Source organism: Flavobacterium keumense, assembly GCF_029866485.1.
Taxonomy (GTDB): Bacteria; Bacteroidota; Bacteroidia; order Flavobacteriales; family Flavobacteriaceae; genus Flavobacterium; species Flavobacterium keumense.
In genome coordinates this window covers 143,562-169,852 of record NZ_CP092332.1, presented here as the reverse complement: position 1 = coordinate 169,852, position 26,291 = coordinate 143,562, and the positions used below count along the sequence as shown (strand labels likewise).

The 26,291-nt window shown below is 32.2% G+C and carries 17 protein-coding genes, 1 pseudogene and 1 CRISPR repeat array; of the genes and pseudogenes, 12 read left to right on the top strand and 6 right to left on the bottom strand.

Translation table 11 applies throughout. The features are described 5' to 3' along the window. The first annotated feature begins 135 nt into the window (after window positions 1-135). The 7 genes from topA to MG292_RS00665 all read left to right on the top strand — a co-directional run bounded on the left by topA (window position 136) and on the right by MG292_RS00665 (window position 9,621). Window positions 136-2,622 carry a type I DNA topoisomerase gene (gene topA, locus MG292_RS00695; protein ID WP_264532508.1) on the top strand — a complete coding sequence of 829 codons (2,487 nt, stop codon included), beginning with the start codon at window positions 136-138 and terminating at the stop codon, window positions 2,620-2,622. A 3-nt stretch (window positions 2,623-2,625) separates the two neighbouring features. Then, window positions 2,626-3,777, top strand: a complete 1,152-nt coding sequence (locus MG292_RS00690; RefSeq protein ID WP_264532509.1) for a formimidoylglutamase — start codon at window positions 2,626-2,628, stop codon at window positions 3,775-3,777. A gap of 110 nt (window positions 3,778-3,887) precedes the next feature. Further along, a complete protein-coding gene (gene porK, locus MG292_RS00685) occupies window positions 3,888-5,297 on the top strand; it encodes a T9SS ring complex lipoprotein PorK/GldK (RefSeq protein ID WP_264532510.1) in 1,410 nt (469 codons plus the stop codon). A 31-nt stretch (window positions 5,298-5,328) separates the two neighbouring features. Further along, window positions 5,329-5,964: a type IX secretion system motor protein PorL/GldL gene (gene porL, locus MG292_RS00680; RefSeq protein WP_264532511.1), complete on the top strand. Its 636-nt coding sequence runs from the start codon at window positions 5,329-5,331 to the stop codon at window positions 5,962-5,964. A 49-nt stretch (window positions 5,965-6,013) separates the two neighbouring features. Next, window positions 6,014-7,552, top strand: a complete 1,539-nt coding sequence (gene porM, locus MG292_RS00675) for a type IX secretion system motor protein PorM/GldM (protein WP_264532512.1) — start codon at window positions 6,014-6,016, stop codon at window positions 7,550-7,552. Window positions 7,553-7,591: 39 nt separating this feature from the next. Beyond that, window positions 7,592-8,479 carry a type IX secretion system ring subunit PorN/GldN gene (gene porN / locus MG292_RS00670; RefSeq protein ID WP_264534581.1) on the top strand — a complete coding sequence of 296 codons (888 nt, stop codon included), beginning with the start codon at window positions 7,592-7,594 and terminating at the stop codon, window positions 8,477-8,479. A gap of 92 nt (window positions 8,480-8,571) precedes the next feature. Then, window positions 8,572-9,621, top strand: a complete 1,050-nt coding sequence (locus MG292_RS00665) for an NAD(P)/FAD-dependent oxidoreductase (protein WP_264532513.1) — start codon at window positions 8,572-8,574, stop codon at window positions 9,619-9,621. Between the two features lies 1 nt (window position 9,622). Here MG292_RS00665 and MG292_RS00660 read toward each other — a convergent pair whose 3' ends face one another. Then, on the bottom strand, window positions 9,623-10,006 hold the full coding sequence (locus MG292_RS00660; protein ID WP_264532514.1) for a DUF983 domain-containing protein: 384 nt from the start codon (window positions 10,004-10,006) through the stop codon (window positions 9,623-9,625). A 64-nt stretch (window positions 10,007-10,070) separates the two neighbouring features. Here MG292_RS00660 and MG292_RS00655 point away from each other — a divergent pair, with 64 nt between their 5' ends. Then, window positions 10,071-11,981, top strand: coding sequence for an ABC-F family ATP-binding cassette domain-containing protein (locus MG292_RS00655; RefSeq protein WP_264532515.1), 1,911 nt, complete (start codon window positions 10,071-10,073; stop codon window positions 11,979-11,981). Between the two features lie 147 nt (window positions 11,982-12,128). Here the strand turns inward: MG292_RS00655 and MG292_RS00650 are convergent, their stop codons facing one another. Both MG292_RS00650 and MG292_RS00645 read right to left on the bottom strand, forming a co-directional pair. Continuing rightward, complete coding sequence (locus MG292_RS00650) at window positions 12,129-13,280, bottom strand: GNAT family N-acetyltransferase (protein WP_264532516.1); 1,152 nt, start codon at window positions 13,278-13,280, stop codon at window positions 12,129-12,131. A 408-nt stretch (window positions 13,281-13,688) separates the two neighbouring features. Then, a protein-coding gene (locus MG292_RS00645) for an IS3 family transposase (protein ID WP_264532517.1) occupies window positions 13,689-14,956 on the bottom strand; the annotation gives its coding sequence in 2 pieces (ribosomal slippage) (window positions 13,689-14,617 and window positions 14,617-14,956; 1,269 coding nt in all). A gap of 210 nt (window positions 14,957-15,166) precedes the next feature. Here MG292_RS00645 and cas9 point away from each other — a divergent pair. After that, entirely contained in the window at window positions 15,167-18,544 is a 3,378-nt protein-coding gene (gene cas9, locus MG292_RS00640) for a type II CRISPR RNA-guided endonuclease Cas9 (RefSeq protein ID WP_264532518.1), read from the top strand. A gap of 778 nt (window positions 18,545-19,322) precedes the next feature. After that, a CRISPR array of direct repeats spans window positions 19,323-21,863; the repeat unit is 36 nt; unit sequence GTTGTGGTTTGATTAAAGATTAGAAAACACGATATT. Between the two features lie 120 nt (window positions 21,864-21,983). Continuing rightward, entirely contained in the window at window positions 21,984-22,544 is a 561-nt protein-coding gene (locus MG292_RS00635) for a transposase (RefSeq protein WP_264532519.1), read from the top strand. Here the strand turns inward: MG292_RS00635 and cas2 are convergent. From cas2 to MG292_RS00620, 3 genes are all read right to left on the bottom strand, one after another. Beyond that, window positions 22,541-22,870, bottom strand: a complete 330-nt coding sequence (gene cas2 / locus MG292_RS00630; protein WP_264532520.1) for a CRISPR-associated endonuclease Cas2 — start codon at window positions 22,868-22,870, stop codon at window positions 22,541-22,543. The two genes, MG292_RS00635 and cas2, sit on opposite strands and share 4 nt — an antisense overlap. Then, window positions 22,846-23,745 carry a type II CRISPR-associated endonuclease Cas1 gene (cas1, locus tag MG292_RS00625; protein ID WP_264532521.1) on the bottom strand — a complete coding sequence of 300 codons (900 nt, stop codon included), beginning with the start codon at window positions 23,743-23,745 and terminating at the stop codon, window positions 22,846-22,848. The genes cas2 and cas1 overlap by 25 nt, the downstream gene beginning before the upstream one ends. Window positions 23,746-23,872: 127 nt before the next feature. After that, entirely contained in the window at window positions 23,873-24,661 is a 789-nt protein-coding gene (locus tag MG292_RS00620) for a tyrosine-type recombinase/integrase (RefSeq protein WP_264532522.1), read from the bottom strand. Window positions 24,662-25,260: 599 nt separating this feature from the next. Here MG292_RS00620 and MG292_RS00615 point away from each other — a divergent pair. After that, window positions 25,261-25,608: a hypothetical protein gene (locus tag MG292_RS00615; RefSeq protein ID WP_264532523.1), complete on the top strand. Its 348-nt coding sequence runs from the start codon at window positions 25,261-25,263 to the stop codon at window positions 25,606-25,608. Between the two features lie 472 nt (window positions 25,609-26,080). After that, window positions 26,081-26,182 (top strand): annotated as a pseudogene (locus MG292_RS11390) (hypothetical protein); the annotation flags it as partial. Window positions 26,183-26,291 lie beyond the last annotated feature (109 nt).

Here is a 26,291-nt window from a genome sequence, read left to right as displayed (position 1 = left end):
TGTTTTTTTATATAATATTAGGTATTGTAGGATATCGATAGAAATCGTTTTTCGTCGATAAAAATTATTTTTGAAATTTTAAAAACATAAAATTTAAAAAAATCATATACTTTTGCCAACACAAACAAACGGGATATGGCAAAGAATTTAGTTATAGTAGAATCACCTGCAAAGGCTAAAACAATCGAAAAATTTTTAGGAAGTGATTTTCAAGTGGAGTCCAGTTATGGACATATAGCAGATTTACCTTCTAAAGAAATTGGTGTAGATGTTGAAAATGGTTTCAAACCCAAATACGAAGTTTCTGCTGATAAAAAAGCATTAGTAACTAAACTTAAATCCCTATCAAAGCAAGCTGAAACGGTATGGTTGGCTTCCGATGAAGACCGTGAAGGAGAAGCGATATCTTGGCATTTGTCTGAAGAATTAAAACTTGATAAACAGAAAACGAAACGTATCGTTTTTCATGAAATCACCAAATCAGCAATTCTTAAAGCTATAGAAAATCCCCGCGAAATTGATTATAACTTGGTAAATGCACAACAAGCCCGTCGTGTATTAGATCGTTTAGTAGGATATGAGTTGTCACCTGTATTATGGAGAAAAGTGAAAGGAGGGCTTTCGGCAGGTCGTGTGCAATCAGTATCTGTTCGATTAATTGTAGAGCGGGAACGTGAAATACAGAGTTTTCAACCAGTTGCTAGTTATTCTGTTACAGCAGAGTTTGTGAATGAATCGGGTAAGGTTGTTAAAGCTAAATTGGCTAAAAATTTTGTTACTAAAAAAGAAGCAGAAGATTTTTTAAATCAAAATATAGGGACCACTTATAAAGTAGGAGAGTTAGAAACAAAACCTACTAAAAAATCGCCCACAGCACCATTTACCACCTCTACTTTGCAACAAGAAGCAGCTCGTAAATTGTATTTGCCGGTTGGAATTACCATGCAGTTAGCACAACGTTTGTATGAGGCAGGATTAATTACTTATATGAGAACGGATAGTGTCAACTTGTCTAAGGAAGCGATGGATGCTGCACAAGCTGAGATTATCAAATCCTATGGGAAAGAATTTTCTAAACCACGTACGTTTGCTAATAAAAGCAAAGGCGCTCAAGAAGCTCACGAGGCAATACGTCCTACAGACATGTCGCGTCACACAGTAAATATTGATAGAGATCAAGCACGTTTGTATGATTTGATTTGGAAAAGAACGTTGGCTTCGCAAATGAGTGATGCCGAGTTAGAACGTACCAATGTGAAAATCGAAGCCAATAACCATAGTGAAGTGTTTACGGCTTCGGGAGAAGTATTACTATTTGAAGGTTTCTTGAAAGTGTATTTGGAAGGTAATGATGAGGATGAAGAAGAACAAGAAGGAATGTTGCCAGCATTAAAAGTTAACGAACGATTAGAGAATAATTATATTACTGCAACAGAAAGATATTCAAGACCTCCAGCACGATATACGGAAGCTTCTTTAGTGAAAAAATTAGAAGAATTAGGTATAGGTCGTCCTTCAACGTATGCACCAACAATTTCTACTATTATCAACAGAAACTATGTTGAAAAAGGGAATCTTGAAGGGCAGGAAAGAAAATACCATCAACTTAGTTTACAGTCTGGTAAAATCAATGAGAAAGTATTAAAAGAAAATACGGGTTCTGATAAAGGTAAATTAGTACCAACAGATATTGGAACAATTGTTACTGATTTCTTGGTGAAAAACTTCGGAGCTATTTTAGAGTATAATTTCACAGCAAAAGTAGAACAAGATTTTGATGAAATTGCTGAAGGAAATATTGAATGGGCTACCATGATGCAGGAATTTTACGATAAGTTCCATCCGAATGTGAAAGATGTAGAAGCCAATGCAGATAGAGAGAGTGGAGAACGAATTTTAGGAATTGATCCAGCTACTGGTAAACCGGTTTTAGTTCGTTTAGGGAAATTTGGCCCTATGGCTCAAATTGGAGAAGCTGAAGATGAAGATAAGAAATTTGCAAGTCTAAGACCTGACCAAAATATTAGTAATGTTACTTTGGATGAGGTTTTGGGATTGTTTCTTTTACCTAAAAATTTAGGTCTATATAAAGGAGAGGAAGTAGAAGTAAGTAATGGACGATATGGACCTTATGTAAGACATGGTTCTTTGTTTATCTCATTACCAAAAGGAGAGGATCCTTTGGATGTAACCATGGATAGAGCTCAAGAATTAATTGATCAAAAAGCACAAGCCGATGCGCCAATTGCCGTTTACAAAGGGTTAGGTGTGCAAAAAGGCGTGGGGCGTTTTGGTGCTTTTATAAAATGGGATGGTCTTTTTATCAATGTGAGTAAAAAATACGATTTTGATAACTTATCTCAAACTGATATTGAAGAATTGATTGAAGATAAATTGCAAAAAAATATTGATAAGGTAGTACATAACTGGCCTGAAGAAGGAATAGTTGTAGAAAAAGCACGCTGGGGGCGCTCCGTAATTATTAAAGGTAAAATCAAAATTGAATTGAATAAAGATGTTGATGCGAGTAAATTGACATTGAAAGAAGTTCAAGAACTGATTGAAAAGAAAACACCCGCAAAGAAGACACCTGCTAAAAAAACGACTGCTAAAAAGAAATAAAAAATGGAATTTGATTTTCTTTCTCCTTTAGATACTGAAATCCTTGAATATATTGACGGATTGTCTTCTCAACAATTGGGGAGTAAGGTGGTTTTGCATACCCCAAAGGCATTTCCAGAGGTAAGTATGGTAACTCTTGGGATTATTGGAGTGTTAGAAAATAGAGGTAATAAAAACGGTAATCCTGAGATTGATTTGGATGCTGTTCGAAGAGAATTTTATAGCTTGTATCCAGGGAATTGGGATGTGTCAATTGCTGATTTTGGCAATATAATAGCTGGAAATTCTATTGAAGATACTTATTTTGCATTAAAGAAGGTAGCTTCGCACTTGATTAAAAATAAAATACTTCCAATTGTTATAGGAGGCTCGCAAGATTTAACATTTGCGCTTTACAGAGCGTATGATGACTTGGAACAAATGGTCAATTTGGTGGCGATAGACAGTAAATTTGATTTTGGAAAAGAGAGTGATCCTATTTCTGCATCATCTTATCTAACAAAGATAGTGATTGAAGAGCCTAATAATTTGTTCAATTATTGCAATATTGGGTATCAAACCTATTATAATTCGCAAGAAGAAATCGATTTGATAGAAAAATTATTTTTTGATGCCTATCGATTAGGAGAAGTTGCTAATACGATAGCGATTGCTGAGCCTGTTTTTAGAGATGCGGATTTGGTTAGTGTTGATATGAATTCGGTAAAGACCTCTGACTCTGGTAATTTCGCTAATTTTATTCCTAATGGATTTAACGGTAAAGAAATTTGTGCTTTATCAAGATATGCAGGAATAAGTGATAAGGTTACTTCTTTTGGGGTATTCAATCATAATGACACACCTCAAGAAGCGGTTTTGGTAGCCCAAATCATTTGGTATTTCATAGAGGGGTATCATTACCGGTCAAATGAATATCCTTTTGGAAGTAGAGAGAATTATTTAAAGTATATAGTTCCTTCAGAAGACGAAGAATTGATTTTTTATAAAAGTGATAAAACGGACCGCTGGTGGATAGAAATTCCTTTTATAACTAATGGTAATAATAAATTAAAAAGAAACACGTTATTACCCTGTTCGTATGAAGAATATCTTACAGCATGTAATCAAGAATTACCCGAAAGATGGTGGAAAGCACAGCGCAAAAACAGTATTTAAAAAGGGTGATTTTGAAGTGAAAAAACAGGAAAATAAAAAAAATTGCTTTTTAGGAAAATATTAAATACGTTTACACCTTGAAAAATAAAGAAAATATAACGCAAAATTATATGAAGAATTTCATTGCATTTACAGCAATTTTGACACTATTAATTAGTTGTGGAAAGTCTGGAGATAAAGGAGAGTTAGTTGGGGTAAAAGGAGCCAAGTGGCATCCTGAAAAACCCTTCGGAATGTCTTTGGTTCCAGGAGGTTCCTTCATTATGGGTAAGTCAGATCAAGACCTTGCAGGTGTTGAAGATGCACCTACAAAAACAGTAACAGTTCCGTCTTTTTATATGGACGAAACAGAGATTACTAATAGCGAGTATCGTCAGTTTGTAGAATGGGTAAAAGATTCGACAATGCGTATGCGTCTCGCTATTTTGGCAGATCAAAATGGCCAAAAATCTGGTGATGGAAAAGGAAAAGGGAAAAATTCAGGCAGTATTGGTGATTTTGCATTTAACGATACTGACCCTGAAAAAATGAATGCTTACGATAAATACATGTATGATAATTATTATAGTTTAGGAACAGGCGATAATGAGTATGCGGGTAGAAAAATTAATAAGAAAGTCAAATTAATCAAAGACACTAAAAAATATCCAGATGAGTATTATTCGGAGGTAATGGATTCTATGTACTTGCCTTTAGAAGCCTCTTATAATGGTTTGAGAACGATTGATGTAAATAAATTGAAATTCCGTTATTCTTGGATGGATATTCAAGCAGCAGCAAAATCAAAAGGCGGTAAAAGACAAGATTTTATTAGAACAGAACAAGTAAAAGTATATCCAGACACCACAGTTTGGATTAAAGATTTTGCGTATTCTTACAATGAGCCGATGCACAATGATTATTTTTGGCATAAGGCTTATGGTGAATACCCAGTTGTAGGAGTAAAACATACCCAAGCAGTCGCTTTCTGTGAGTGGAGAACATTATACAAAAATTCGTATGTAAAATCGAAGAAAAAAGGGAGAGATTTAGTTAATAAATTCCGTTTGCCTTCGGAAGCAGAATGGGAATATGCTGCTAGAGGAGGATTACAATCAGCGACATATCCTTGGGGAGGTCCTTATACAAAAAATGATAGAGGTTGTTTCTTAGCTAATTTCAAACCAAATAGAGGAGATTATGCGGCAGACAATGCATTATATACAGTAGAAGCAAAATCATTTGATCCTAATGGTTACAATTTGTACAATATGGCGGGTAACGTAGCAGAATGGACAGCAACAGCGTATGATTCGGGCGCTTACGACTATGTGTCGACAATGAGTCCAAATATTCAAGACAATAAAAACAAAAGAAAAGTAGTTCGAGGAGGTTCTTGGAAAGATGTGGCTTATATGTTACAAGTATCGACTAGAGATTATGAGTATGCTGATTCAGCAAGAAGCTACATTGGTTTTAGAACCGTTCAAGATTATATGGGAACTCAAAAAATATCGACTAAAAAAACAACAAAAAAATAAAACGTAAATATCACTTATAAAATTAAATAACATGGCATTAATTAACAAAAAAGTAATGAATTTCGCTTACGGTATGGGAGCGGCAGTAGTAATTGTAGGGGCATTGTTCAAAATTCAACACTGGACAGGAGCAAGTCAATTATTAGTAATAGGTCTTTTAACAGAAGCGTTTATTTTTGCGTTATCAGCTTTTGATAAAGTAGAAGATGAATTGGACTGGACTTTAGTGTATCCAGAATTAGCAGGAGGCGAAGCCAAACCAAAATCTAAAAAAGCTGAAGATAGTGCAGATGCCAATGGATTACTTTCTCAAAAATTAGACGCAATGTTGAAAGAAGCTAAAATTGATGGAGAATTAATGGCTAGCTTAGGAAATAGTATTAAAAACTTTGAATCAGCAGCTAAAGGAATTGCTCCAACAGTAGATTCTTTGGCTTCGACGAAAAAATACAGTGAGGAATTAACCAAAGCGGCTGCTCAAATGGAGTCGTTGAATAGTTTGTATAAATTACAATTAGAAAGCGCATCAGTAAATGCAGAAGCGAATAAAGATATCGCTGAAAATGCAGCGATGTTGAAACAACAAATGCAATCGATGACGGCTAATATTGCTTCATTAAACGCAGTATATGGTGGAATGCTTTCTGCAATGAGTAACAAAGGATAATAATTAGTTTTAAACTAAATTACTTTACTAACTAATTATTTAAAATAAAATGGCAGGAGGAAAATTAAGTCCTAGACAGAAGATGGTAAACCTAATGTATTTGGTTTTCATCGCAATGTTAGCTTTAAATATGTCCAAAGAAGTATTATCTGCTTTTGGATTGATGAATGAAAAATTTGATGCAGCAAATGTAAGCGCTGAGTCAATGAATGCAAGTATGTTGCAAGCATTAGATAAAAAAGCAAGTGAAGATGCTCACTTCGTACAGGCAGCTGCAGATGCTAAAAAAGTAGCAAGTATTTCTAAAGATTTTTACGAGTATTTAGGAACATTGAAAGCTGATGCTACTGCAGGTATAGAAGTAGATCCTGAAACTGGTAAATTACCTTATGAAGCTATGGACAAAGGAGCTACTATTGATGAAGGTTGGTTTGAAGGAGATGGTTATTCTAAAAAAGGAGAAGAAATCGTATCTAGATTTTCAAAGTATGTAACCGATATGAAAGCTGCTGTTGGGAATAACAGTAAATTGAAAGGAGTTATTTCTGAAATTAGTACAAAGTTTGCTACTACTGATGTGAAAGACCACGAAGGGGTAACTAAAAAATATTTAGATTACCATTTCAAAGGTTTTCCAGCGATTGCTTCGTTGACAAAAATCACTTCATTTCAAAATGATGTGAAGAAAGCAGAAGCAGATATCTATAGTATTTTATTAGGAAAAGCGGCAGTTGAAGCGTCTTCAATGAAAAACTTTACGGCTTTAGTAGTATTAGACAAAAATGCGTATTATCAAGGAGAAAAAGTAACAGGTAAAGTAGTATTAGGTAAATATGATGCCAATACTAAACCAACTTCATTTCAAGGTCCTGGTAAATTAGAAAATGGTCAAGCAATTATTTCGTTAACTGCAGGAGCGGTTGGAGAACAAAAAATCAATGGTAAGTTTACCTTCGTTCAAGACGGAGAAACGATTCCATTGGCATTTGAAGGGAAGTATGTTGTAGTACCTCGTCCAAATTCGGCTACTATTTCAGCAGATAAGATGAATGTAGTGTACCGAGGAGTTGCTAACCCAATATCAGTATCTTTTGCAGGAGTTCCAGCAGATAAAGTAATTGCAACTGGTCCTGGATTACGTCCAGTCGGAGGAGGTAAGTATGTAATGAATCCTGGTGCAGGAAACGAAGCGGTAATAAGCGTAACTGGAACTTTGCCAGATGGATCTAAAGTATCAGACAAAAAAACGTTTAGAATTAAAGGAATTCCAGGTCCTGTAGGAACAATTAGAGGAGAAATGGGAGTTGTAAAAGGTCCAAAATCGAGTTTAGAAATTTCTACTGTAGGAGCTAAGTTAGTTGACTTTGATTTTGAAGTAGGATTAGATGTGGTAGGATTTAACTTTAAAGTGACAGGACAACCTACTGTAGTAGTTCCAGGAAATAAATTGAATGCACAATGTAAAGCGGTATTAGCTAAGGCAGGGAGAGGTGATCAAGTTACTATTTCTGAAATTAAAACCAAATTAGTGGGTGCTGGAAGCTATATGCTACCAAGAACGGCTCCAGTAATTTATGAAATACAATAATTAGTAGTACAAATAAACTACTCAATATATTCAAACATGATAAACAGTAGAAGTTTTTTAATAGCTATTTTTTCAATTTCTAGTATAGTCTCTTTTGGACAATCGAACTTGCTTAATGCAAAATCGCCAAGTCAAATCGGGATTAAATCGAATGCTCAGAAAGATGCTGATAATGATAAACCCCTAGCGTACGGGTATGTTCATGATAGAGATATTTTAATGAGTAGAACTGTATGGGAAATTATTGATTTGGGAGAAAAAATTAATTTTCCATTGTATTTCCCAATTGATACGGCTAATGTAGGTCCAGAAAGACGTTCATTATACGATGTACTTATTAAAGGAATTAAAAATAAAAAAATTACTGAAGTTTATACTGATAGCTACTTTAATACCAAGAAGTCGTATAAAGATATAAAAGCATCTTTGTCTCGAATAGATACTACAGATGCTGGTAGAGAACAATTGAATGCAGGTCAAAAAATTTCTCCAGAATATATTGTTCAACAAGATTTAACGTCTCAAGATGTGACTCAGTACAAAATCAAAGGATTATGGTATTTTGACAAACGCCAAGGCGAATTGAAATACCGTTTATTAGGAATTTGTCCGGTAACTCCAGATGTTTACACTATGAATAGTGAAGATCCTGATTATATTGAGTTGTTCTGGGTGTTTTTTCCTGATGCCAGAGAAACGTTGTACAGTGCCAAAGCATTTAATGAAAAAAACTCTTCCATGCCAATATCATTCGATCAAATCTTAAATTCACGCCGTTTTAATAGTGTGATTTATAAAGAGGAGAATGTTTACGGTGATAGAGATATCAAAGATTACATGAAAGATAATGCACAAAGTCAGTTGTTAGAATCGGATCGAGTTAAAGAAAAAATTCGTGGTTTTGAGCAAGATATGTGGAATTATTAATTCATTATATCCAAAAAAAAGATAAACTCTTACCCAAAAGGTAGGAGTTTTTTCTTTGAAAGTCCTTACTTTATAGTATTCAAAATGATGTTATGATTGATTATTTAATTGTAGGTTGTGGGTTGGCCGGAATTTCTTTTGCTGAAGAAGCTTTGCAGCACAATAAAACGATTGTAGTGGTAGACAACGATTCTCAAAATTCCTCTAAGATTGCAGGAGGTTTGTACAATCCGGTTATTCTAAAGCGTTTTAGCGAAGTTTGGGAAGCGCAAGCTCAATTGGTTATCATGAATGAATTTTATACCCAATTAAAGCCTAGAATTGAGCAACAATTGGATTTTAAAATGCCCATTTTAAGAAAATTCTTTTCTGTGGAAGAGCAAAACAATTGGTTTGCCGCTTCCGATAAACCCAAGTTAGCTCCTTTTTTATCTAACCAATTACATTTCAAAGAATATAAAGGTATCACAGCGTCTTTCGGTTATGGAGAAGTACTACATACGGGTTATGTCAATACTGCTTCATTGTTAGAATCGTACCGAAATTACTTGAAAGAAAATCATTGGTTTCGCCAAGAATCATTTGATTATGCTGCGATTGTTTTTGAAGAGGATAGTGTTCGTTATAAAGATATTCAAGCCAAGCATATCATTTTCGCAGAAGGTTTTGGTCTACGTGCCAATCCTTATTTTAATCAATTGCCATTAGACGGTACTAAAGGCGAGTTGTTTATTATTAAAGCTCCCGACTTAGATTTGGATGTAATTGTGAACACTAGCGTATTTATTTTGCCGTTAGGGAATGATCTATTTAAAGTGGGAGCAACTTATAATTGGGAAGATAAAACAGATGTCCCGACTAAAGAAGGGAAAGCCGAGTTGGTCACACGAATCAAAGAAATCATCGATTGTGATTTTGAAATCGTGACTCATTTTGCAGGAGTACGTCCAACAGTTAGAGATAGAAGACCGCTAGTCGGCACTCATCCCATTTACACAAGGTTACATATTTTAAATGGTTTAGGAACCCGAGGGGTAATGCTTGGACCTTCTATGGCAAAAGCGTTGTATGAATCTATTGAATGTCAAATACCCTTGAATAAAGAAATTGACATTCAGCGCTATACGAATAAAAAGAAATAAGTTATTCTTTAGAAGCGTTTGGATCGTAGGATATAAACATATTGATGTAGCTATTTCTTGCCCATCTTAACACAAATGGAAAGGTAATGATAAGTGTTACTATGATGGCAATAAATGATTGTACAAGATTTAATCCAATGAAAATATGAGAAATGATAAATGCAGCTACACCAACGGCTACGTTTAAGGCATAACTCACATACATGGCGCCATAAAAGAAGGAAGGTTCTATTTGATATTTCAAACCACAATGGCTACAATTTTCATTCATTTTTAAGACATTTCCTAAATGCAGTGGATTTTTATCTACATACATACTTTCATTTTGACATTTAGGACAACTTCCTGTTAAAATACTATTTAGTTTGGATCCTTTTTTTAACATTTGCAAAAATTTTTAACAAAGGTACATTTTTTTGAAAGTACCAATGTAACATTAGTCACAAACTATGCTTAATATTCACAATTTATCCGTTTCATTCGGGGGTTCTTATTTATTTGAAGAAGTTACTTTTCGCCTTGGTGCCGGAGACCGAGTAGGTCTTGTAGGTAAAAATGGTGCTGGAAAATCGACCATGCTAAAAATTTTAGCACGTGATTTTGCTCCAGATTCGGGAAGTATTGCCCAAGAGAAAGAAATTAAGATGGGATTTCTTCGCCAAGACATTGATTTTGAACAAGGAAGAACGGTTTTGGAGGAAGCGTATGAAGCGTTTACCGAAATTAAAATTGTCGAAAAAAAGCTAGAAGAAATCAATCATCAATTGGTAACCCGAACCGATTATGAAAGTGAAGAATATTCCAAAATCATAGAAGATTTATCTGATTATACGCACCGATTTGAATTATTAGGGGGTTACAATTATGTAGGCGATACCGAAAAAATTCTGTTGGGATTGGGTTTTAAAAGAGAGGATTTTAACAATCAAACGGAAACTTTCTCAGGAGGTTGGCGCATGCGTATTGAGTTGGCAAAATTATTATTGCAATCCAATGATATTTTGTTGCTAGATGAGCCAACGAACCACTTGGATATTGAGAGTATCATTTGGTTAGAAGGATTTTTACGAAATTTTCCTGGAGTTGTGGTGATAGTTTCTCACGATAAGATGTTTTTAGACAATGTAACCAATAGAACTATCGAAATTTCACTAGGAAAAGCCTACGATTTCAACAAACCCTATTCGCAATATTTAGAATTACGACATGAAATTCGCGAAAAGCAATTGGCTACTCAAAAAAATCAAGCTAAAAAAATTGAAGAAACAGAAAAACTAATTGAGAAGTTTCGTGCCAAAGCTTCCAAGGCTTCGATGGCGCAATCGTTGATTAAAAAATTAGATAAAGTAGAACGCATTGAGGTGGACGAAGATGATAATTCAGTGATGAATATTTCTTTTCCAGTGTCAAAAGAGCCGGGTAGAGTAGTGGTGGAGGCTGAAAATGTAACCAAAAGTTACGGCGATAAAATCATTTTAAAAGACATCAATTTACTCGTAGAACGTGGCAGTAAAATTGCTTTTGTGGGTCAAAATGGTCAGGGAAAATCAACTTTCATCAAAGCGATAGTAAACGAGTTTGAATACGAGGGTTCGATTAAATTGGGACATAACGTTCAGTTGGGGTATTTTGCCCAAAACCAAGCCGAATATTTGGATGGGGAATTAACGTTGTTACAAACGATGGAAAATGCGGCAACCGACACTAATCGAATGAAAGTGCGTGATATGTTAGGGGCGTTTTTATTTCGCGGCGATGATGTAGAAAAGAAAGTAAAAGTGCTTTCGGGAGGGGAAAGAAACCGTTTGGCCTTGTGTAAATTGTTGTTGCAACCCATTAATGTGTTGTTGATGGATGAGCCAACGAATCATTTGGATATTAAATCAAAGAATGTGTTGAAAGCGGCTTTACAAAAATTTGGAGGCACCTTGTTATTGGTTTCTCACGATAGGGATTTCTTGCAAGGAATGTCTAATATTGTGTACGAATTCAAAGACCAAAAAATAAAAGAATATTTAGGTGATATTAATTTCTTTTTGGAGCAGCGCAATTTAGAAAACATGCGTGAAGTTGAGAAACAAGACATTGCTAAAAAAGAAGCCCCAAAAGAAAACAAAAAAGTATCCTACGAAGATCAGAAAAAAGTAAAAACTCTTCAAAATAGATTGAGTAAAATTGAAAGTCAAATCCAGCAATTGGAGAAAGATATTCAGCACGATGATAAAATGTTAGCCTCCAATTATGACAAACATATTGAAGATGCGTCTTTTTTTACCGCCTATAATAAAAAGAAGTCAGAATTAGATCAATTATTAATTGATTGGGAAACCGTTCAGGAAGAAATTGATAGTTTGAATTGAGTTTGACCGAGTGTCTTTGCGGCTAATTTACAGACCGATAGCTATTCTTTTTATTGACACAAAGTCAGGAGACTTTGCAAATCAGAGATGATAGTTTAATTTGAGTTTTTTGCGTCCTAGCGCCTTAGCGGCAAAAGTAAAAAAAACTTAATCCTGAAAAGGATGGCGCTCTTTCCAAACCGTTTCTGGTTCTAAATAGCGGAAAAAGAAATCGAGTTGGCTATTAATTAATGTATTGTCATGACTCATCAAACCGTACATTTTTAAAGGAGATGCGCCTACCGAGCTTTTAATTTCTAAAGCAGTTCGGGCAAAAATAACCGTCTTAAATTGTTCTTTGATAGCATAGCCAATCATGTCGTATAGCATGTTCAAATACAACATTTTCTCTCTTTGAAGGCTATCATCATAACCTAAAAAGTAGGTATCCAAATCAGTCCCATTTTTAATTAAGGTATTGAAGCCAATTAGCCTGTCATTTTCAAAATAGCCGTAAAACAAAAAGTTCTCTTGAAGTTGTTCTTTGAAAACAGCAAAATGGTTTCTAGGTAAAAAGAATGTATTGAACGGTGCATTTTTGGCTACATGGTGGTACAAATCATATATTGTATCTTCTTGAGCCATTATTTCTTCCAAAGACAATTGTTTTTTAACAAGTCCCGTTGCTTTTTTTCTGGCGCGTTTGTATTGGTCTCGGTATTTTTTGGACAAGGCGGCTACGTAATCTTCTTCTGTTTTCCAATGGTCTCGCACAGTGAAAATCATATTGGGTTGGGTAGAAAAACGTAAATAAGGTTTGAATTCAGGGATTTCTAATAAATTTAATTTGTCTTCGCAAAAATCTTTTAACCCGCACATATGTACTTTTTTTCCTTTAGCCTTGAAAATGGCTTTGAGTGCTATTACGGCTTTTTGGAGTGTTTTTAAAACTTCAGTTGGATTGGCATTTTCTGAAATTACAAAAGCGTTTTGTCCAGTTAATGTATTGTTTCCAATCAATAATATGTGGGAACAGAAATTTTTAAATACAATATTGCGTACCGAAGATTTGATGCATTGGTCTCGTTCTCCAAAAGATTCTAATTGGTTTAGATCTATAAATTGCGAAACGGCTATCCCAACCAAAGTCTCTTTATCAAATATACCGATGAAGTGGCAACTCATATTTATAGGAGCTGATTTTTCAAGAATAGCAAGGTATTCTTTTGATAAGAAAATGGTGGAAGCGGCTAATTCATCCCACTCTTTCGGCAGATGGTTAATAGTTGAATAAATAGTGTGTGAATAAACAGCTTTCAATTCGGGATAGAAATTTTGATAAAAGTACAAATTAAGAATGGAAAAAATGGTGCTGTATTGGATAAAATCAAAATGAAATCTTCTTTAAATTTTAAATATAAAAAAAACCTCAAGATTTCTCTTGAGGTCATTGGTACAACTAGTAGACTATTCAGACCAAAAAATCGAATCTTTAGTTGACGAAATGGAAGATTTTATAGACTTATTTGAGTCTATAAAAAAACCTCAAAGGGCGTAGGTACAAATATCGAATTAGTTAGATTTATGTTGATTGAAAATTTAACTTTATAAATAATCAGACAAAACAACTTGGTTAAATTTTTTTACTAAAATTTTAAAAAAATCTCCTAATAATTAGTCAAATGAGTTGTCCTAAAAAAGGTTGACTCGTTAATAATTCAAAAATAGTTAAATCGTAACAGAATTAATTCTGTTACGATTTATTTTTTTCCATTGTTTTAAATGTATTGTTTTTTGTTGATGTGCTTGGTTTGGAGTTATCATATCAATAGACATATGTATCCTAAAATTGTTATATAAAGCAATCGCTTGTGTGACTTGTTTGTTTAAATTTTGATAGTTTTCAAAGATTTCATACAAACCAAATTCTTCTTTTAAGATTCCATTTACTCTTTCAGCTATTGCGTTTTCATAGGGATCGTATGCTTGTGTCATACTAATAAAAATGTTGTTTTTCTTTAACAAATCAGTATACTCTTTACTGCAATATTGTAAACCTCTATCGGAATGGTGAATGAGTTCATTTTGTGTTTTTCTGTCAATTAAAGCCATTTTTAAAGCTTTTACTGTAGTTGAACTCATTAAATTATCTGATAGTTGATGACCTACTATTTTTTTTGAACAAGCATCTGTGAGTAAATGTAAATAATATGTTTTTTCTTTTGTTCGTAAATAAGTTATATCAGCAACCCAAACTTGTTCAGGTCTGTTAAGTTCTATAGTACTAATTAAATTTGGATAACGTCTCATCCAATGTCTTGAGTTTGTTGTTTTATAATATCTTCGGGCTTTAGGAACTTGTAAATATTCGGCTTTTAAAAAATCTAAAAAGGTATCTCTTCCAATTGATATTTGATGTTTTATAAATTCATTTTGTAACATTACATAAAGTTTCTTACCCCCAGTTCGAGGTAATTGCTTACGAACATTTAGAACTAAACTTCGTAATAATTCTGAGCTATATTTAGATGTTTTAACGCTGGATTTCCGTTTGTAAAATGCCTGTTTTGTATATCCAAACAGTTGGCATAACTCATAAGTTGTCAATAAACTACTTGTGCTTATTTCTTCGACTGCTTGGAACCAGACTTTTTTACAATGTCAATTTTAAGTTCGCGTTCGGCTATTTCGATAAATCGTTTGAAAACTTTTAGTTCTTCTTCTTTTTTAGTTAATTGAGCTTCTAATTCTTTGATTCTTTGTTGCTGCGGGTCTTTCATAGGTCTACCAAGTGTTAATTTATCTTCATAGGTAAATTTACCATATTTTTTTAACCACCTTGGAATACAATTATTACCTAAAATAGTGTAGCGTCTACGAAGTTCTGCTTTAGTAAATAAACCTCGCTCAAATTCACTTACAACTTGTCTTTTGAAAGCCTCACTATAAATTTGAGGAGCTCTCTTTAATTTTTGGAATTCTTTTGTTGTTGACATAATTCTTAATTTTTAGTCAACTTTTTTCAGAACAAGACAAAAAAATAAAAAGTCCCACCGAAGCAGGACTAAAGATTTTCATCTACGGCACATAGCCTTATTGTGATAAGATTAAAGATTAGAAAGTTTAATCTGGAACAAATTTAATTAAATTAAATTATATATCTATATTTTTTTTAATTAAATTAGCTAAACCAAATCTTACATACAATGACAAAAATTTTAGGATTAGACTTAGGAACGAATAGTATTGGATGGGCATTAATAGACGATACTCAAAATAAAATTTTAGGTATTGGAAGTCGAATATTCCCAATGGGAGTTGAAAACCTTGGAGAAGGGGAAGGAAGAGAAATTTCTAAAAACGCTGGAAGAACAGGGGCAAGAGGAGTACGACGTCAATTTTTTAGAAGAAAACTAAGAAAGAAAGTGCTGTTAAAAGCACTTTTTGAAAATAAAATGTGCCCAATGGTTGCAAGTGATTTTGAAGATTGGAAGAAGACAAAAGAGTTTCCATCTGATAAATTAGCAAATTGGTTTGCTTTAAATCCATATGAATTAAGACAAAGAGCTTTAAGTGAAACATTATCTTTAGAAGAAATTGGTAGAATATTGTATCATTTAATTCAAAGACGAGGTTTTTTAAGTAATAGCAGAAAAGGAGGAAATGATGATGGCGCTATTTTTAAAGGAAATCCAAAAGAAGGAAAAATTGGGATAACAGAAACTCAAGAGAGTATTCAAGATAAAACTTTGGGATCCTATTTGTTTGAAATTTATCCAAAAGAAAATCAACCTTTTCAAGATGGTTTGGAACGAATTAGAAACCGATACACTACTCGTAAAATGTACGTAGATGAATTTGAATTGATATGGGACAAACAAGCTCAATATCATTCGGAATTAACGTATGAGTTAAAAACTAAATTTGGTGGAAGAAAATTAGACGGCTACAAAGAAGATGGTATATTATTTCATCAACGACCTTTACGTTCGCAAAAACATTTAGTAGGTAATTGTTCATTTGAAACAACCAAAACCAAGTGTCCAATAAGTGCAATTCCTTTTGAACAATTTAGAGTATGGCAATGGGTAAATACAGTTGAATACAACGGAAAAAAAATTACGCAAGACGAAAAAAAGAAAATCGCGGAATTTTTGTATGCCAATGAAAAGCCAGACTTCAAAAAAATTAGAAAAGTAATTGGAAAAGAAAGTGCCGAGTTCAAATTCAATTATAAAGATGACGATAAAATAGTAGGAACTCATACCATTTCTAATCTATCAAGTAAAAAGTATTTCGGTAAAAAATGGTTTGAGTTTACAGAAAAGGAGCAAGAAGATATTTGGCATGTTTTGTATTTTTTTGATAGCAAATCAAACCTAAAAAAATATGCTCTAGAAGAATGGAATTTTACTGAAGAACAAGCAGAAGCTATTTCAAAATTCAATGTTAAAGATGGTTATGCTAGTTTAAGTAGAAAAGCCATTTCTAATATTTTACCTTTTTTTAAATTAGGTTTTACCTATGATGTGTCGGTTGTACTAGGTGGAATAAAAAATGTATTTGGTGCCGATTGGGAAAAATTATCTGATGAGAAAAGAAACTTCCTTATTGATAATGTGGAAGGAATTGTACGTTCTAAAACTAAAGGCGGTTTTATTGATATTATCAAAGATATTTTGCGGAATGATTACAATATTTCTGACCATCAATTACGAAGATTATATCATCACTCTGCCACAATTGATGTAACTGAATTAGTAGAGAAATTACCTTTAGGAAAAGATGCCGATAAGGAAATTCAACAAATAAAAAATCCTATTGTAATTACAGCTTTATTTGAATTACGAAAATTAGTCAACGAACTAATTGACGAACATGGAAAAATTGACGAAATAAAAGTAGAGATGGCTCGTGATTTAAAAATTTCTAAATCGCAACGTAGTAAAATAAGAAAAGAACAAAATAGATTAGAACGTGAAAATGATAGAGTAAAACTTGAAGTGTTAAAATACACCAATTTATCACACGATAATATATTGAAATTTAAACTGTGGGAAGAATGTAAACGAACTTGTCCTTATACTGGTTTGTCAATACCTATCAATGAATTGTTTACCAACAAATGGCAGATAGAACATATTCATCCATGGAGTAAATCGTTGAATGATAGTTTTTCAAACAAAACCTTGTGTTTAGGAACAGAAAATATTAAAAAGGGAAATAAAACGCCTTTTGAATTTTATGGAAATGACGAAGCGAATTGGTCAGCAATAAAAGAAAGAGCGTTGAAATTATTTTCATTTACAAAAGAATATCCAGATTCGTATAATAAGTTTAAGCGATTTGTGAAACAAAGTTTTGATGATGATTTTTCTTCTCGACAATTAAACGATACCCGTTATATCAGTAAAGAAGCTAAAAACTATCTTTCTAAAATTTGCAAAAATGTAATGGTTTCTCCAGGACAAGCAACTTCAAATTTGAGACAAAAATGGGGACTTAACCATATTTTGAACGATGAAAATGCTAAAACTAGAGAAGACCACCGTCATCATGCTATTGATGCTTTGGTAATGGCTTGTACTAAACTATCGTATGTACAGGAATTATCTAAGTGGAACCGATATAATAGAAATTATGACTTAAAACAATTTCCGTTACCTTGGGAAAGCTTTAATTTTGATGCCGAAAAAGCTGTTGAAAAAATACTAGTATCGCATAAAAGAGTAGCAAACGACATTACTATTAGAACCAAAACCGTTGAAAAAAACGGTAAAAAACATACTAATTTAGGTGTTGCGGCTAGAGGGCAGTTGCATAAAGAAACGGTTTATGGTAAGCGTACTTTTAATGGAGAAGAAGCCTATCATGTTAGAAAAGCGATTGATTCCTTAGAAACGGCAAAACAAATTGATAAAGTAGTTGATCAAACTATACGTTTGTTGATATTGAAACGAGTAAACGAATTGGGCGGTTTTGTAAAAGAAAAAGTGCCTGCTAATAGTTTTTTTGTAGTTGACGAACACGGAGTAAAACAACCACAAATCTTTTTACCCAATAAAAATGGTGCTCCAGTTCCTATTTTAAAAGTAAGAATGAAAGAAAATATTGGTGGTGCTGAAAAACTAAAAGAAAATGTAAATCAATGGGTAAACCCAAGAAATAACCACCATGTTTTAATTTACAAAGATGAAAAAGGAAATTTTAAGGAAGATGTAGTTACTTTCTGGACAGTAGTAGAACGTAAGAGAACAGGACAAGCTGGGTATCAATTACCCCTTGACGGAAAAGAGATTGTAACTACCTTACACATTAACGATATGTTTGTATTAGGATTAAACGAAGACGAAATTAATTGGGAAAACCCAGATTACGAAATGTTGAAAGAGCATTTGTATAGAGTGCAAAAATTGTCTTCTAAGTTTTATGAATTTAGGCAAAGCTCACAAGCATCAATTCAAAATAATTTCCAACCATTTTATATCAGAATTCAAAGTTTTGGTGATGGAAAAACAGGTTGGGACACATTTAATCCAATCAAAGTAAAAATATCTGTTTCAGGTAAAATACAAAAGTTGTAAAATAATTTTATTTTGGTGTATATTTACACCACATAACAAAAATATTATGGCATGACAAAGCATTACCTTAGCCAATCAAAACGATGAATGGTTAAAAGAGCAAGTAGCTAAGGAAGAATTTACCAGTAAAAGTGAAGCGGTAAATTATTTGATTCAAAAAGATAGAAGACAAGAAGAGTATTATAAATTTGTTAGAAATAAAATCGAAAAAGCTGAAAAAAGTGGACACTGTACTTTATCTAAAGAGCAACTTTTAGCAAAGATAAAAAGCAAGTATAAAAATGAATAGTCATTTCTTACTAAAGAGGCTGAAGAAGATTTAGATATGATTCATGAATTTGGTGTTTTTAAATTTGGAATGCAACAAGCAGATAAGTATTATTAACTATTGTTTGAAAATTTTGAAAAAATAGCCTCAAATCCTTATATGTTTCCAACATCTACACACTTAGATAAAAAATACAGGTATTGTGTTTGTAAAGCTGATGTTATTTATTACAAAATACTACATGATGATTTAGTTGAAATCATTACCATCATAGGAAGACAAGATTTTTAATAGTATTACTTTGTCATTTCGACCATAGGGAGAAATCGTAAAATTAGTTAATAGTGTAGTATAAGTTCTAACAATTTAGAATTAGTATTTTACGACAAATAGTTCATTGACATATAAATTCAATATCTTAAACCTCTCAAACCACAACGGAGTTTCGGCGACAGCTCACACGTTGTGGTTTACAAACACTAAGTTTATATTTCTTATAAGAGTGTTTGTGAATGTATTTGATTAAAGATTAGAAAATACGATATTAGGACTATCAATGAATTTAAATACCGCCGTGTTGTGGTTTGATTAAAGATTAGAAAACACGATATTCAAACAAAAAACGGGCTTAAAATAAATCTAGTTGTGGTTTGATTAAAGATTAGAAAACACGATATTACTAAAACCGAAATTATTGCTGCATTATCTGTTGTGGTTTGATTAAAGATTAGAAAACACGATATTTTATATTTGTAATATAATTATTAAACATATGTTGTGGTTTGATTAAAGATTAGAAAACACGATATTGCATTACTAAATAATCGGCTTTGCTTAAATGTTGTGGTTTGATTAAAGATTAGAAAACACGATATTTATTTTATGGTTATTATGGAGGTATAAATTGTTGTGGTTTGATTAAAGATTAGAAAACACGATATTAAGCAATAATTAACATTTACAAGCCAGATGGTTGTGGTTTGATTAAAGATTAGAAAACACGATATTGAGCGAATTTTATATATAAAACTATTGGGCGTTGTGGTTTGATTAAAGATTAGAAAACACGATATTAGCCGGGGGGTAAAAAATATAAAATCAATGGTTGTGGTTTGATTAAAGATTAGAAAACACGATATTTTGTTTTTCGCCAATAATTCTTCATCGTCCGTTGTGGTTTGATTAAAGATTAGAAAACACGATATTTTCTTCTGCGTCTTTAACTCCAAACAAATGGTTGTGGTTTGATTAAAGATTAGAAAACACGATATTAGTATGGCGGAGTTTAAGAATACTTTTTGTGTTGTGGTTTGATTAAAGATTAGAAAACACGATATTGAGATATTAAAAGAAAAAAAAGAATGTAGCGTTGTGGTTTGATTAAAGATTAGAAAACACGATATTTGGATACTTTTGGCAACTTTCAATCAACCAGTTGTGGTTTGATTAAAGATTAGAAAACACGATATTTAAACCACGTGACAAAGCAAAGTGAAAGCAGTTGTGGTTTGATTAAAGATTAGAAAACACGATATTTCGTTAATCAAATGGCTGCAAAGTCAATGTGTTGTGGTTTGATTAAAGATTAGAAAACACGATATTAAAATAAAAACAATAAATATTGCCTGTGGGGTTGTGGTTTGATTAAAGATTAGAAAACACGATATTAAGTATCATCCTGATTCAGAAATCAAACCAGTTGTGGTTTGATTAAAGATTAGAAAACACGATATTCTGCTGACCCTTCTTTTGCCGATGCTGCCAGTTGTGGTTTGATTAAAGATTAGAAAACACGATATTAATGGCGAAGGATATTTTTTACCAGAAATAGTTGTGGTTTGATTAAAGATTAGAAAACACGATATTAGTTATTTTGCAGTGTTAACTTTAGTGGGAGTTGTGGTTTGATTAAAGATTAGAAAACACGATATTTAAAAAAAAGAAAATTATTTTTTTCATGTGTTGTGGTTTGATTAAAGATTAGAAAACACGATATTGGAAGCCATTACCATAGCAGATGCTTTTTTGTTGTGGTTTGATTAAAGATTAGAAAACACGATATTCCCTTTCTTTTCTTTGCATAAACAGCCGAAGTTGTGGTTTGATTAAAGATTAGAAAACACGATATTTTTTGACACGTTCAAAGCCATTACAACAGGTTGTGGTTTGATTAAAGATTAGAAAACACGATATTTTGACGATGCTATTAAGGCAAAAGGTAAAGGTTGTGGTTTGATTAAAGATTAGAAAACACGATATTTATGAAAAGTCTGAATCTTTTATTAATAGAGTTGTGGTTTGATTAAAGATTAGAAAACACGATATTAACGGTGGTATTGAAGTAAAACCAAACGTAGTTGTGGTTTGATTAAAGATTAGAAAACACGATATTTAGAATCATCAAATAACTCCCAGCATCCATGTTGTGGTTTGATTAAAGATTAGAAAACACGATATTATTCAGGAAAATAAAAAAGCTGATTATATCGTTGTGGTTTGATTAAAGATTAGAAAACACGATATTTTCTGCTTATATTTAGAACGATTAAAAAGAGTTGTGGTTTGATTAAAGATTAGAAAACACGATATTTGATTTATTAATAGAATGTACTCCAAGTGTGTTGTGGTTTGATTAAAGATTAGAAAACACGATATTTATACTGAAAATTCATTAATAGTACATCCGTTGTGGTTTGATTAAAGATTAGAAAACACGATATTTTGGTATAATTATATCCATCAGCAAAAGAAGTTGTGGTTTGATTAAAGATTAGAAAACACGATATTACAAGCCAAACAATACCAGCATTAGACAGCGTTGTGGTTTGATTAAAGATTAGAAAACACGATATTGTTCTTTTTCTAACTGACACCTATTACTGCGTTGTGGTTTGATTAAAGATTAGAAAACACGATATTATGTTGAAGAGGAAGGTGAACATACTATTCGTTGTGGTTTGATTAAAGATTAGAAAACACGATATTGTTTCTTGTTCTGATGTTAATTGCATTTTAGTTGTGGTTTGATTAAAGATTAGAAAACACGATATTAGACGGTGTGTTACCTTTTAATTATCAAGAGATTAAATTAAAATATCGTAATAAAAAATGCTTCTTTTTTGCAGTGATAAGGCAAGATTGAGGCATTTTTTAATTTCAAAAAATAAAAGCATGATTAATAGAAAAAGAAATCGAATGAAAGGATTTGATTATTCGAGTAATCAATTGTATTTCATTACAAATTGTGTTAAAAATAATGTGTGTTGTTTAGGTAATGTGATTTGCGTGCCAAACGTAGGGACAGGTCGCGACCTGTCCGTACATCATCCCGAAAATAATCATCCCGAAAATAATCATCCCGAAAATATTATAATGCAAAATAGTGCATTGGGTGATATTGTAAAAAAGCAAATAGAATGGTTAATGGTTCAATATTCATATGCTTGCATTCATAATTATGTGATTATGCCCAATCATTTTCATTTAATTCTTGAAATAAATAGTTTTAGAATAGAAAAGGAGATGAAAATAAAATCGGTTTCAAGTTTAATGGTAGCATTAAAAACGACCACATCTAAACAAATACACGAATTAGGATTTTCAAAATTTTCTTGGCATCGGTCTTTTCATGACCATGTTATAAAAAATGAAAAAGAATATCAATTAATTTCTAATTATATAGATAGAAATCCTCAAAAATGGTTTGAAGACCGTTTTTATAGTAAATATTAAAATAATTCTAATTGCGTAGGTTGTGGCGCTTTAGGTACTTCGACTTGACCCCAAAAATTAGCAATATTACCAAATTGTTTGTCTGTTATTCGCAAGACACTTACTTTTCCTAATGGAGGTAGGAGTTTATAGATTCGTTTTTCGTGTACATCGGCACTTTCACCACTAGCACAATGCCGGATATAAACTGAATATTGCATCATTGAAAAGCCATTTTTTAATAAATTGTTTCTGAATCCCGAGGCGTTTTTTCGGTCTTTTTTTGTTTCAGTCGGCAGATCAAAGAAAACAAACAACCACATTATTCGGTATCCGTTGAGTTCCATAATTTAGGGTATTTTATCTTTTTCCGTTCACCCGTATAACATTGTTGTAAGGAGCTGGCTGTTTTTTGCAATGCAATCATCAGTGGGCTTTTTTCATTTTTAAAATACACTGTTCGAGTTAGAATTTGAAGTAATTCAGATTTGATTTTGGTGTTCAACTCTTGTTCTTCATAATTTTTCATAATATTTAAAACGGTTTCATCAACAATAGGACGAAACGGTTCCATAATATCATCTGCTAAAGCAAAAGCATTGTATTTGCTTTTATGATGAATTCCTAAAGTGTTTAAGAGCCCGCTTCCTGACAGCGCTCTGGCGGTGGCTGCTCTCAAAATAGCATATCCATAGTTTAAAAAATTGTTAGGGTAATCTCCAAATCGTTCTCTTTTAAAATCGCATTCAAAAAATGATTTCCAATAGAAGTTTGCCGCTACACCTTCCATATTTGAGGTGTCACCACTTAATACTTTTGAAGCTAAAAAATCAAAATTATTTTTTTGATGGGTTATTTTTTGTAATAATATACCTTGATTGGATATTTTTTCTACAACTGTTTGTTGCCATAATTGCTTCTTTAATGGCATACTTGCATTAATTTGATTTTTAAAAATTTCTTGTTGTATGTGATGGCTGTTAAGATTTAAGAACATTCCATTTGGGAGATGATTTTGAGAACAAATAATCAAGGCGGTATTGTTCTCAACTAATAAATTCATTGCAGGGATGCTTAAAAATGTCTCAGAATTATCAATAACTAGGAATCCAATTTCTTCAATGGGTATCGAGCTCTCTCTAATTTCTGATTTGATAATCAATTGTAATTTGTTAACAGAAACAGAAGATTTATTTTCAATAAGAATAGATTTTTTTAACATATCTAGTTGATTTAATTTGACGAAATAACTTTTGTAGTCTCAATAATTTATAATTGTAATGCTTTAGAGTTTAACCTTAAATTAGATTCAAAGGGCTTTTAATCTTATTTTTAGCTACATCAAAAGTTTATTGGGTATAGATTTTAGTAGTATTTAGGTGACTGTGTCCCAATAACTCTTGGATATAGTGAATTTTTGTTCCAACTTCTATTAAATGGGTTGCATAACAATGTCCAAGAATATGAGGAGAAACGGATTTGTTTATTCCTGATTTTGCAGCATTTTGCTTGACTATTTGTCGAATACTTTTAGCTGAATACTGTAAACCATTTTGTCCCTCAGATAGAAAAATAGTAGGCTTGAATTTTAAATAATAATGTCTAAGAATAAGTAAAAAATTTTTAGAAAGCATTACTTGACGGTATTTCTTAGCATTGACTTGTCGTATATAGATGGTCATGGCTTTAGAATCGATATCGGTAATTTTTAAATTGACCACTTCGCTAAGACACAAGTACAATAAGATAATAATGCTTTTGTGTTTTAAATTATAAGTTACCTCAATTAGTTTCTTTATTTCGGCAGTACTTAATAAATAATTAGTTAATTTATAATCTTTTCTCTGAGGGTAAAGATGTTTTAGATTGATATTTTTTTCTAATACCAACTCATAAAATTTAGTAATACTAGCTAAAATGATACGATGATGAGAATCACTCATGCTGTCCTTTTTTATTTTCAAATGAAAATATTTCTCAATAGCAGCTATTTCAATTTCTGTTGCAGTACTATACTTATGAGCCTCAACTGTTAAAAATAAAAGTAGGTTGCTTTGATAATTCTTTATAGAGGTAGGACTATAGCGTTTTATTTGTAAATGCGAGATAAAGCACTGTAAGTAATTTTGAATATTCATAATAAACGATTTGGGTTGAATCATAAATTTAAGAAACTTGTGTCAAATAAAAAAAATATTTATTTTTTTATATTTCTAATTTATTAATAATGAACTAATTATATTTAAAACAGAATCGCATAATAAATTAATCTATATATACTTTTAATTTTAGATTAACTCAATGCATATATTTGGGTGTTATGGGCAACCGTAAGACGGCATAATAAATAAAAAAAAATTCGAATATTAATGAGTAGAAATCAAATCACAAGCATTCAAAGACCTTGTTGCAACATATGACACGAAATGGCTTTTAGGAGACTTGACATCTTTATTATACGCAGCAAGAGAAAGACCCAAAGACCAATTGGGTCAACTTTCCTCGCCAATTCGACAACTTTATTATGTTGCGGGACAATTGTAACTTTTGACCCCAAAAATGGGAATGACATACGATATACACCAGAAAAATGGAATTAAATGGTTGTTTTAATTAATGGAATTGAAATCGAATAGAATAAAATATTTTCCATATACAGAAGAGAATAAACGAAGAGAAGAAACGTGTTTGATAAGTTGATAAACCTTCCTTTCTCTCATACTTTAACTAAGAGTCATTGAATTATAAAAAACAAGTTATCAATTGGATTAGGGATTTGTTTGCATCGCTTCACAAAACAATTGAAAATACTACAGGAGTAAAAACAGAAGACTTTATTCAGTTTTACGAATGTCTAAACCAACTAAAGCATAATAATTTTCGTGGATACTCAATCGACAAGAAGTTATTAAGACTGAATTGGAAAGATTATACAAAAATTCAAATGAGAGTTGTTGACAATGCCTTTGATTTCATTAAAGAAATGGATAAACAACGAGAGTATTTGTATTATTTTACGGCGGACCACGGAATAAAAGATAGATTTTACTCTAGTGAACTTGTATCTGAAAATCTTTCAATTTAAAAAGTAAACATCATATTAAATTTATTATTCATTAGCCGCTCTTAATCTGACTTTCTCTATTACACATAATCAAAGACCAAGCAATTCAATTTATGAAAAGCCTATTTTAAAATATTGGGATGGGGATGGTTAATTAAATACAGTTTTAGACCATTACAGCAGCTGTATTGTGCACTGGGAACTTTGGTTCAATATGAAAGCTGATGATGTAAAAAGAACTGTTGATAATGCCATTAAAAAAGCAAAATTGGTAACTAAACAAAAATCTAAACTCCTTTTCAGACAATCGTTCGTGATACATTGTAAGTGAATTAAAATGTATTTAAAAGTCAATTATCAAATGCAGCAAGTTCATATTAGATCCAGTCATCCGCAAACACAAGGAAAGATTGAATGCTATCACAGAACTATGAAAAATGTTGTGAAACTTGATGACTACTTCTCACCTTAAGAATTATAAGCCGATTTACAAAAGTTTGTTAACCGATACAATAATGAACGATATCATCAATCATTAAACAACTTAACACCTGTAAATGTTTATTTTGGTAGAGGTGGATTGATTTTTAAATGAACGAGAACGATTAAATAAAATTGCAATTGTTAACCGTAGAAATGAGTATTAAAAATTAAGATTAATAACAAATCAAAAAAACATTTATCTTTGAATTATTAACTAAATA